Annotated in this window: 6 protein-coding genes; all 6 read right to left on the bottom strand. The window is 56.0% G+C overall.

The window, feature by feature from the left end:
• Positions 1 to 39 precede the first annotated feature (39 nt).
• Positions 40 to 723, bottom strand: coding sequence for a hypothetical protein (locus tag BMX07_RS04840; protein ID WP_090614436.1), 684 nt, complete (start codon positions 721 to 723; stop codon positions 40 to 42).
• A complete protein-coding gene (locus BMX07_RS04845) occupies positions 713 to 3,634 on the bottom strand; it encodes a hypothetical protein (protein WP_217643672.1) in 2,922 nt (973 codons plus the stop codon). Before BMX07_RS04845 ends, BMX07_RS04840 begins: the two co-directional genes overlap by 11 nt.
• Positions 3,631 to 4,296 carry a hypothetical protein gene (locus BMX07_RS04850; RefSeq protein WP_217643673.1) on the bottom strand — a complete coding sequence of 222 codons (666 nt, stop codon included), beginning with the start codon at positions 4,294 to 4,296 and terminating at the stop codon, positions 3,631 to 3,633. Before BMX07_RS04850 ends, BMX07_RS04845 begins: the two co-directional genes overlap by 4 nt.
• Before the next feature lie 187 nt (positions 4,297 to 4,483).
• Positions 4,484 to 5,392, bottom strand: a complete 909-nt coding sequence (locus BMX07_RS04855) for a hypothetical protein (protein WP_090614441.1) — start codon at positions 5,390 to 5,392, stop codon at positions 4,484 to 4,486.
• A 28-nt stretch (positions 5,393 to 5,420) separates the two neighbouring features.
• Positions 5,421 to 10,076 (bottom strand): DEAD/DEAH box helicase, encoded by a 4,656-nt coding sequence (locus BMX07_RS04860; protein ID WP_090614444.1) that lies wholly within the window; start codon positions 10,074 to 10,076, stop codon positions 5,421 to 5,423.
• A gap of 155 nt (positions 10,077 to 10,231) precedes the next feature.
• Positions 10,232 to 11,791 carry an AAA family ATPase gene (locus BMX07_RS24195; protein ID WP_175480039.1) on the bottom strand — a complete coding sequence of 520 codons (1,560 nt, stop codon included), beginning with the start codon at positions 11,789 to 11,791 and terminating at the stop codon, positions 10,232 to 10,234.
• Between the last annotated feature and the right edge of the window lie 44 nt (positions 11,792 to 11,835).

The following is an 11,835-nucleotide window of genomic DNA, read 5'->3' on the forward strand; positions in this document are numbered from 1 at the left end:
TTCGATCCGTTGAAAGGTACTTCGAAACCCTCTGTGTAGTTAGGAGAGAGAGAGCTTGACGTAGCTTTCTAGATCAGAGTCGCGAAGTTCTTCAATTTGATCGTCAGTCAACGAGTCGAGGTATAACGGATCGTCTGATAAGAGGTCGTCAACGATCGGTTCAATCGGAGTTCCCTCATACGGCCCGAAGATATCGTCTCGAGCCTCTTCGAAAAACCGTCGCATATCTCGTCCGAATTCTGCAGCATTCGATTTGTGAGCCTCAAGGCTGTCATCCTCACCTCGGTACACATGGCCTTTCCAGTCCCAGTTGTCTAAGAGTTCGTCGATGGCAGTGATCTTTTCCTCACTAACTCGTTCGACGCGACTGTTGAGCCGCTGCATACCGTTGACCATACTGTTCATGTTGATCCGTTCTTCGTGGATCTTGTTGCTAACCTGCCGTTCCTGATCCTCGACCAACTCTTCTACGTTATCAATTATCGAGTTCAGCTCTTCGTACTCGTTATTCTCAAGGTGGCGACGAGCGTTTTGGACTGCTTCCTTTGCCTCCTGATCGATCTCAATCGTGGCTTGGAGAAACTCCCCAGCAAGAACCTGCTGGAGAACGGTTTCCTCCATTGTTTCCGCAATTTCATCGAGACGGCTCTCGAGTTTCTTGTGGCGATACTGCTGATAGATATCCTCGATTTGTTCTTCGAACGACTTTGATTCAGTTGACATAGTGGTCACTCACCTCCACAAACCGGCCACCAAGACGCTCTTTCCCTGCATCACCCTCGTTAATCTCGAGTGGGACGTTCTGATACTGGTTGACGACAGGCATCACCGTTAACTTCTGACTGATCAGCGCCGCGCGGATCCGTTCCGCTCGGTCACCATCCCGAAGTTCCCTCGCACGGATCGCTGCATCTACGGATTCATCGATATCCTCCTGGGAGTGCCGACAGAATTTTCCAAGTTCTTCGATGAAGTCAGGATTCACGTCATCGTACGTTTCGAGGCTCTCGTAGAGGTCCGTAATCCTGTCGAGGTCGACGCCGGCGAACTCTGTGGAGACCGTTTCGACGGCCTCGTCGTCGAACTCACGTTCGCTGATCTCGTCGAGTTCACGTCGGACGTCGTACATCGCGTGGGCGAAGTCCTTCAGCGACTTTCTCGTGTCGAACCGCACTCGGCTCTCGATGTTGTTGATGTACCCGCGTCCAAGCATCGTCAGGACATCGTATGGCTCGGAGCGCTCCATCCGTTGGCGGACAGCAGGGACGTCGAGACTCCCGGACGAGATTGCAAGTAACTCGCCCATCATCCGCTCGATGTCGTCCGCGTACTCCATCGCAGATTCAATATGTTCGTACTCTTCTGGCGGTAGTGCCGCCTTCAGTTGTTCCCGAAGTTGTGAGTCCACGGAGAACTCTTCGTCACTCTCAAATCGATCATTGAGGTTTTCTGGAGTGGGATCCGTCCACGGCGAATCTAATAGGCACAGGTGGGTGTAAGACGCGAGAACGAAATCGGTGAAGTCGTACTTGGCGTGTTGCTTATAGAATACGCTGTCGTCCTCGAGGTACGTGTCGATGATTTTCTGCCGCCACTGGTGGGCGTAATCGGTCAGCTGCGTACCCAACTTTTCTAGCGTCTCCTCAAGGTCAGCGGTATTTTTCTTCTCGACTCGCCTGACACCGAACTCGACGAGCGTTCGAAGATCCGATCTCCGGAACTCGTGTCGATCGATGACGATCTGGTCTGGATCCGGGGATTCAGTACCATCTGGATAAACGAACGGGTACTTCTGGCTACTGAGGTTGTATTCTAACGGTTGTCCCTCGTAGAAACGATATTCGTCCGTCAGCTCTTCGAGCAAGACACGGAGAGCGGTTTTGATGTATCGATCAGTCTCCGGGTGATCGGTCGGACTGTCGAGCCAAGAGTCGATCGTCGCCTTTTGATCATCGATCGTCTGCTCGAGAACGGACTTCTCTTCGACCTGGGTTTCTTTCGTTTTCGTCGTTCCTGTTTTCGTCGTAGTCGTGACTTCACCACTGGCACCGGATTCTGCGACGAGTACCTGTTGAGATTGCTGATCGACCGTTATCTGCTCCGGAAGCTCATCCGGGTCTTCAGGAATGAGACCGAACGCATCGGCGAACCGCTTGTCGATGACGATCGCTGGATTCTCGCCGCTCCGGTCGATGGTGCCGTACCACTTCGCGAAGTCGGCGAACTCCTCTGCATCTTCGTAGACTTCGTCCGCGGCGGAGACTTTGTTCGTCAGACTTCGGAGAGCGCTCGCACTCGAGGGAACATCGACGAATCCCTCGTGGTACTCCTCGAGCACCTCGAAGACGGTCATAATGAACTCTCGGGGTGATTGCTGGCTCTCATCCAGACCAGTATATAGTCGGTAGAGGAAGGTCTGGTTGAAGGGGAACAAGTCGCGGAACGACTCGTCACAAAAGTCACACCGAGCACAGATCGACCCGGACGGCGCTTCTTTGAGTGTCAGATCACCGGAGTCGTTCTCTTCGTATCTGACGCTGTCGTCGAACGACTTGATATAGCCGAGATACGGCCGAACGAAGTCGACGGCGGTGTCTTCGTCCAGGAATAGCACGCTGTTTGAATTACGCTCGTTCGTTTGGAAGAACTCGAAGCGATCTTCGGCAGTCTGCGTGTGCAAGACGCCAGTCGAATCGCGAGTACCGGCAGCGATGAAGTCCCAGTTATCACTCCCCTTGTCTCGCTCCATGTAGTTCCGGAGTTTCTCGGCTTCCATCGCCGTGATCGAGAAGTCCTCGAAGATGATGACTGGCCGCGTATCCGTGAACTGGCTGCCGACGTGCTCGAGGACATCGTCGAGCGACGCAGTGTTGTATCGGTCACGGACTTCCCGCCACAGTTCCTGGTTGAACGCATCGACCGCTTCCTCTATACCGACAGACTGCTGGAAGATTTGTAGCTCATCTCGTTGTTTGTACTCGCCCTCGGTGATGAACTTGATCTCGCGGGCGTACTCGCCCTTTTCCACGAGTAGCTGGAGTTTTCCCCGGATGAAATCGCGGATATCGTCTTCCTGATCGCCCGTAGGACTAACCTCGTAACCGCGGCTTCGGAGATTGAGAATTGCCCCTGAAGTTGCGTTGTTTGCGACAGCCTGGGGGATGTTTTGGATGTCGTCTCGGAGCTGTTTGAACTCCGATGCACCCGGAAGTTCTTCGCCGAAGTGTTCCTCGTAAAACTGGGGAATCCGCTCGGACAGGATCGACATCAGGTCGTCGTCCTTGTCGATGTGGAGGAGTGGTCGCCCGTCGTCACGCAGGCGGTGGGAGAGATACGCACAGAGCTCGGATTTGCCCGTCCCGACCTCGCCTTCGATCACGACCGCGAAATTACCGACGCGATCGGAAGAAAACAGGCGGTAAACGCGTTCTTCGCCCCACTTCTCTGCATCAGCTGCGTTCGTTCCCCGGAAGACCTCCATTCGACGATGTGTAAAGTCGAACAACCGACGGTCCTCGGATCGAACCGCCGCGACTTTACTGAACAACCGCCGAAGGGTCTCTTCGTCGATCTGGTCGAAATGCGGGCACCGAGCATCCGCCATGGCTGGAGTCTGGAGTTCGTTCGTCGTCATCCGATCACCTCGAGTGTGTTCGCTTCTCGGTCGATGTCGCTGTGACTCGGTATGCGATCGAGACTGATTGCACCTGCATCACCGTGTTCAACGATTCGTATCGCGCCGTTTCGAACGAGCGTGTACAGCACACGAGCGAACGGTGCAGGGACGGTTCCATCGGATGTCAACTCGATCAACAGGAGATTCTGGTTGAGCCAATCGAGATAGTCCTCAATCGAAATCCGACCATCATCACCGATATCTTCAACGGCAAATCGGATCGAGTGCTCGATCATGTCTAAATCGGGATAGACCGTGTGTGACCGCCCGCTCATTTTGTAGATGAGTCCGAGTGAGTCTACGAGCCGCGTCCAGTTGATGAACTTTGGCTCGTTGAGGACGATCGGTCCCTGACTCGAGCGGGGCCGATACCCACAGTCACTCTGCTGCCAGTCGTTAATCTCGTTGAAGAGAACCTCGTCGTTACTCTCGAAGTACTGGATGTCGTGTTGGAGTAGATACTGGTAGTTCAGAAGGACGACTGACTGTTTGCCCCAGTCACCGGGTTCCGCTCGTGTCGCCAGCTGGTTGAGCGCGGTCATGCGGAAGTCGAGTTCGCGATCGGCGGTCTCCCAGGTGTACTCGATCGTATAGTAGTCCGGCTCTTCGCGACCGATCATGCCAAGCTGCTGAAGCCCATTGAGGCCTTGCTTAAGCAGATTGGCTGGGAGGTCAGTATCGTCGCGTAGCTCCTCAGACGTCGTATGACCCCTGTGGATCGATTCGAACACGGTCCGTAGTGGACCAGGTGTCTGTACCGTGTTGAGGATGTATCCTTGATTTTCACTCATCGTATCATCAGTTTCGTTAGTTGATGTCCGAGAGCCAACCGTGATAACGTGCATCGATCTGGCTCTCTTCGGGTGCTAGTCGTTGTCGGGCGGTTCGTGCATCGCGAAGTTTTGGACTCCGTCTGGCATAGGAGGGGTCGAACGTACTCCCATCGTCAGAGACCGTGCGGTTCAACGTTTTGGCAACGTCGATCGCGGTTTTTCGATCCCACTCGATTCGTCGACGAAGCCAGTTGCCCAGGGCGGGAACTTGATCATCCGAATCTAACGGAACGCTCCCGTATTCATTTGGACGGGCAAAAACGTCACAGAACACCCAGTATAGCGGAAGATATGGTGCCTCGGGAAGACGATCAAATAACTCGGTCGTATTCGAGAGGTCTTCGCCGGTCACGAGTGAGTAGAGTGACGCGTTATCTTGGACGAACAGGTTTTGCGTGTCAGTTAGGGGCAATTCCCAACCCTCCTGATTATAATACTCGCTGAACGCCTCGTAGATGCGGTCCGCAGAGCCAACGCGCGTTGCAAACTGCTCCTGGGAAAGAGGACGCTGCCCACCATCAGGCGTGAAACGTTCGTTTTCGGTGATTACAACGAGCGTACCCTCTCCTGTCGAGAACTCTGTGACCAACGGTTGGATCGAATACTGAGTCTGTGACTCGTAGTACTCGTTTGTCAGGGCACAGAGATTAGATCCCTCTTCGAGATCAATACCCCCGAGCACGTGATAGTCGTATCCGGGGAACTGGTACTGTTGGCCCCCGTCGAGCTGTCGCCATGACGTTGGGAACGTACACTGACCGATCCCGAGATACGAAATCGCTGGCAACGTTCGCAACAGCCACCATCGGGAGTCGGGTACCTCATCGTAGATAACCGCAACACCCGTTCGTGTCAACCGGTGTTGGATCATCTCGAGACTCATCTAGATCACCCTCTTTTGAACGCTCACGTTAGTCTCCCCCGATTCCAACGATTCCAGCAAGCGTCCGTCGGTCCAAGAGGTCGTTCTCGAGATAGTACGCAGGCGTTCGTGAGAGTAACAGACACTCATCACAGTAGCTGTGACATCGCTCACAGCTCGCGATGTCTATCACGTGTTCTTCGAGCGTGTCTATCTCTTCGAACACCTGCCAGGTGATCCCGTTGCCTCCCTGACGACCGTCGACGATGAAGATGTCTAACGTTTCGTCAGTTGTACTCACCTTTACGTTGAAATCGGATCGGTCAGAGTTAGCGACGATTGCGACCGCCTTCTCGAGCGATTGCTCGAGACTGACCAACGCCTGGGGCCAGGACTTCTCGTCGTGGCCCACACCATCGTATCGGTCCTGAACGCTTGCGAGGTCAACACGGAAGTGAAGCCCCTGTGTATGGTACTGCTGGCCGACGGGACGATACGTCTCTTCCTCGACGTCCTCTAACTGATCAAGCCACGAGTCTCCGGCCGAATCCGACTCGTTCTCATCACGCTCGACGAGTGCCTCTGATCGCAGGGTCTTCTTTTTCGGGCTACTCGAGTGACGGCGCTCGAACGCGTAGATGAAATTGGTCAATTCGAACTGGCCGTAGCTGACGGTCGCTGGCAGGCCAAATAGCGTGATTTCTTCCGACTCGTGGAATTCCTCCGTCGCACGGCGGACGTGCGTCGTCATGAGCCCACGGGTGCTGTAACCGCGTTGACCACCGACGGCCGTCTTGCACTCGACACTGCTTACGCCGTGGATATCCGTTATCTCGAGTGGCTCATCACAGTGGGGACAGAACTCCAAATCCGTCTCGTAACTCTCGAAGGGGCGGTCGCAATCTTCGTTCGTACACACGGCGAGTTCCACGATTGGTGAGGAAGTCGCTCGAACGTCATCGACGATGTAGTCGGTCCCGTGAAGCGTGAGCACCGCCCCCAAGTCGTTCTCCTCACCGGGGTACATGTCATACAGCCGCCCCGACGATTCGAAGCTGATGTGCTCTCTGCGTCCACTGAATTTTACTGGGAACGTCTGACCGAAGTTGCGGTAGTTCGCTAAGTATCCCAGCCGTGAGAGCCACTGGTCAAGTCGGCTGTTCGTCTCCGTGAGGTTCTTGTTCGCGTCAGCCCCGCTCGACATCGACGTAAGCCGTGAGAACGTCTGCTCCGTTCGCGTCGACAGCGAGAGCGGCCCCTCATCGAAGAAGACCTCCTCGTAAACCTCGATACCACGTGGGCCGAACACCGATTCGACGTGTTCTCGGAGCGGTTCGTCCATTTCCTCGCGGATGAAGTTTCCAAGGATCGAGAGGTGCTTCTCCACTGCAGACACGTAGCTATTCAAGTTCTCTCGCTGGGGCTCGGAGAGCGTGAAGACGCGCTCGAAGACGTTCGATTCGTGTGGGTTCCGGGCCAAGTAGGCGAACACCTCCGTCACGACGTGGCCGGCGAGTAGTTCATCGAAGTCGTACGGGTCCGGCACTCGGATCGGTTCGAACCCTGCGAGATATCGCTCGAGGTTTCCGTAGTAGTGTCCGTCGACTGGGTGAGTCCCTCGAGCGACGGTCATTACGAGCGACGAACTACCGCGGGTACGGCCCGTTCGTCCCGACCGCTGCACGTAGTTCGTCAACGTCGGCGGGATCCCCACCTGTGCTACCGTGTCGAGAGTCCCGATGTCGACTCCCAGTTCCATCGTCGGCGTTGCACTGACGACGTTGACGTCCGGGTCGTCTTTTCGGAACCCTTCCTCAATCGCCCCACGGAGCGTGTGTGGGATATCTCCTTTGTGTATTCCGACGGTTATGAATTCAGGCTCCTCGCCGTCGTGCAACGGTCGCGTGACGTCGTGGGCCCAGTGGTCGATTGCATACGGCCAGCCGGAATCTACTGTTGCGTAACCGGGGTCGGCCCTGAGCGTATCACCTTCGCGGGTGAACCGCTGATATGTCTCGAGTGTGTCACCGCAGTTCTGGCACTCGTGGACACCGTCTCCGTCGTCAGGGACTGGATAGGACGAGTAACAGGAAGAACAGAACGCAGCACGCGGGAGTAGGACAATTGTCGACTCGTCGCGCCGAGGCGTTCTGATGAAGACCCCGCTATCCGCTGGCTCGTCCTGGAGAGATGCCTCGTTGACTTTCTCGCGTGCGTCCTCGAGGTACGCGTGTACCTCGTCGCGCGCAGACTCATCTATTCCAGCCGTCTGCACGGCATTTTGCACTTCTTCCCAGGATTGGAGCGAAACGATCCCTTCTTCGAGGAACGTTTCGAGGATGGTGTCGAGAACGTCGTCGATCCGTTGTCTCGAGATTTCCATCCGACCGTCGAGACGGTCGACCATCTTCTCTCGCGTCAGGCCATCGAAAGCGACCTTGTTGTACCGGAAGGTATCGCTTTGGCCCAGCACAAACATCGTATACAGTTCGTGGGCAACGACGAGCGCTTCCGGATCGTCGAAGGACGTCACCGGTTCTGCGGTTATCATCGCGCTCTCGATGAGATTCTCACACCGGCTCAGCATCGCGTGTGCTTCGATGTCGTCGAGGAGTGTCCGCAGGAAGTTGTAGGCTGTCCCGTCTTCGTCGATTTCGTTCTGAATGAGTGGCTGCCAGTACTCCTCGCGTAGTCGATCCGAAACGGCGCGGAACAGCTCGTAATTGTCCATCTCGCCGCCAGCCTTGATGAGTTCCTGGACGTAGAGCGTCTCTGCCATCAGCCCGTACTCGGTTTCGATGATCCGGTCACCGACGCTTTCAGCAGCACTTCGAGAGTCGGAGAAGACAAGCGTCTTCTGAGACGGAGTCACCCGACAGACCTCGGTCAGCATGTACGACAATAGCGAGGATGTTGGAACACCGGCGTCAGTGGTGTTAATCCAGCCCCCACAGCCGGGACACTCATCGACGGGGCCATCTGCACTGATCGGTGCAAACACCGTTTCATCGCCGCTGTCGTCCCACTCGAGATACGGCTCGTGACACCGTCGACAGAACTGCATCTCCGGAAGCGCACTGTTACACTCTGGACACTTGCTGTCACGGGTCACGAGATCGCACTCTTGACACCAGTATACCTTGTACGGCGGCTTCAAGAAGACGTGATACTTCTCAGTGATGATTCCTGCGAGCTGACCGAACGCCATTACGGTCTCGAGGATACCCTCAGGGTCGTCGAGTCCGAGTTCAGTCGCTTCGGCGATTAAGTCGTCGTAAGCTTTGAACTCAACCTCACCTGTTGTCCCTGAGTCGAACCACGAGGTGAACGCAGGAACCTCGGGGATGGCACTGATGACGAACTCGTACCAGCCGCTGAAGAAGCCGCTATCCTCGATGACTGCTTCGACGACGGTGTTTCGGCCCTCTGTCGAAGCGAGAATCTCGAGTTCGTCTTTATCTTCGTGATCGAGTAGCTGTTTGTCGAGGGCGTCGACGATCGGCTCGAGCATCCAGTCCTCGGCTCGGGGTCCGAGCTGAATGTCATCGGTTGCGATGAGCCCGATAGAACGGAGCGTCTCGAGTGCACCCTCGAGGTCAAACTGCGCGATCTGTGGTTCTGCGGGTTCATCTACCTGTGCCAGCGCCAGTGTGTGAACGATTTCCTCGAGTGTGGCTGGTTCGAACCGGTCGAAGTTTGGTGTATCCTGAACGGGGAACTCACGGGCAGTAAAGGAGATGTCGTTGATGTCTCCTTCTGGAGTTCCCGTTAGGTCACTTGCCAGCGAACGCGGATCCTCGACCGTCGCCGACACCATGGTAACCTGTGGGTCTCGGTCAGCGTAGAACGATTTGAGTCGCCGGGAGAGAAGCGAGACTGCCGATCCCTGGATCCCACTCCAGACGTGTGCCTCGTCGAAGACGATATGTTTGACCGGCTGATCGTTCGGCTCGGTGCCGAGGATTGCACGGGTCTCCGGATTGTTCGAGACGAACATGTAATCGAGTGCCTCCGGGACCGTCAGCAGAATATCGACGCCGCGACGGATCCCGTCACGAGTGACCCGCACCCACGAGTATGAGTGGTCGTCAGTTCCGACAGACGTCTCATCGAAGACGCGCAACTTCTCCGACTCGTCACGTGGGTCGACGAGCCCGCGAACGTAGGATCCTGCTTCGATTTCGTGGTCTCGAGTACCCACACGCGTTGGCGTGTCGGAGTCCCAGATACCGATTGTGATCCGGTCTTCAGGGTCGCGATACCGGTTGATATGATCGAGATACGTCAGAAACCGGTTGAGTTGGTCGACACCGAGGGTTTTCATCGGGTAGACAACTATTGATTTTAAACCCTCTTCGTCCGTTGACAGGCAGTCGTTGAGAATGGGCAGAAAGAACGACTCCGTCTTTCCAGAGGCCGTTGGAACCGCCAAGATGGTATCCTGGTTGGTCGTCTCGATAGCCTCAATCGTTTCAGCCTGATGCTGGTAGAGCGATCCCGCGGTGTCCCCACCGAACAGCTCCTCTACGATTGCGTTGTTGATTGCCTCGTCATACCCCAAATCGGCGAGAAAATCCATCGCAGGTTGATCGTGGAACTGGGGTGCGTCGACGAACTCAACGAAGGGACCCTTTTGCTCAATCAGATCTTCTGTGACGAACGACGTAGCATTGTCAACGCCATCTACGTCGTTGAGCTTGGTCATCCCACGGTTCCACCAAGTAATCTCTGCGGCACGGTCTTTCGCGCTCTCGAGGGTGTCGTGTGGTGTGTGCATCGTGTGAAATGTCGTCTATGATCAGTTGCTTCGCCCTTGTGTGTCAGTTCCTATAAGATGTTCCGCTTGGATATCACTCGACGTCACTCATCGCGATACCCATTGTATATTTCCACAGAGACGGATCGTCCCGGTGTCAGCTCCGAAGCGTCTTGATGAGTGACCGTCAGGTTCGCATCTGCATCGCGTTCACCGACCCCAAGTGCCCGATACAGCTGCTTCCACGCCTTCTGGTTTTCGTACTCCTCGACGTCGGGGCTCACTGCGCGGAACAGGGATTTCGAGGCGACGATGAACAGTTTGCGCTTCATCCGTGAGGCACCGACGTTGAAGCGATTTGCATCGAGCAAGAACTCCGAAACCGTATTGACGTACCCCTGGTTGCCTGCTGTCATCGACAGCACCATCACATCTTTTTCGTCGCCTTGGAATCGCTCGACCGTGTCTACAGGCGCGTTTAGTTCGTCACTCAGGCGTCGGCGCATCAGCCGGAACGGGACGACGACGCCTGCGGTCACTTCCTCGCTGGACGGCTCTTCATCAGCTGACACCGTCGGCAATGAGTCGAGAAGCTGCTCGGCGAGATACGCCTCGAGTGGACTGTCCTTCGTGAATTCGTCGTCGTCGTGTAGCAACAGCGTTACTCTGGCCTCAGGGTCGAGCGCAGCGTGCATCCACTCGGGCATCGACGAGTCGCGGACATCCGGCATCAGTTCGGCCGACGCTTCAGAGGTGAGTTCGATCCCGTCTTTGTGGTAGAACAGATCAGTTTCCATCTCCGCGACCGACTGCGGCAGTCGGTAAGTGGTTGTCAGCCGATCCATCGGCAGCACGTCGTCTGGGTCAGACCAGTCGGGGGCTTCTCGCTCAAGGTGAGCCAGCGTGTCTTCGGCAGTTCCGCGCAAGAATCGGAGGAAATCGAGCGCCGACACTGCAGGGGTGTGCGCTTCGATCGTTTCGCGATCCTCAGATACCCAGTCGTGCTGTTGGATCGGCTGCATCTGCCGGTGATCGCCAACGAGCAGCAGCTGCCGACTCTCGCGAAGAAACGCACCGAGGAGGAACAGCAGTGGAAGGTCGAGCATACTCGCCTCGTCAATCAACGCGAAGTCAAAGCGGCGAGCGCCGCCAGACTCGAATAAGTCTTCAGCAGTTTCTGCCTCGTCGTCAATCAGGTCCGCGACCGCGTTCATCGCGTTGCGGAGCGTGACCGGCGTCGCGAATACGAGGACTTGTTCACCGTCTTCCGACTTCTCCTCACCCATCGTGTTCTCGTAGAGTTCACGCCACTGCTCACGATCGTCGTAGTACTGCAGATCGATCACGTTCTCGGGGAGCGAGCGATCGCTTTCCGAAGAGCGGATTCGAACCAGCGTCAGATCATCGCAAACGCCTCGGTCGGCGAGATTGCTCACCGCGGTTCCGACCGCATCCGCGATTTCGTCCACGGCGTTGTTCGAGTGCGCTGAAACCACGCCTGCGAAGTCGCGTCCCTCGCGAGCGAAGGCCGAAACGCGTGAGAGAATCGCCGGCGTCGACGCGTAAGTCGTCTTTCCCGTTCCCGGCGGCCCTTGGAGCCCTGCAACCGAGTGATCGAGCCGCGTCACAAACGATCGCTGGTCGTCGTTAGTCGAGAACGGCATCACCTCGTCGAAATCCTTGAGGAACGAATCAACCGCGTCCGGTG

Origin of the sequence: Natrinema salaciae, assembly GCF_900110865.1 — an archaeon.
Classification (GTDB): domain Archaea; phylum Halobacteriota; class Halobacteria; order Halobacteriales; family Natrialbaceae; genus Natrinema; species Natrinema salaciae.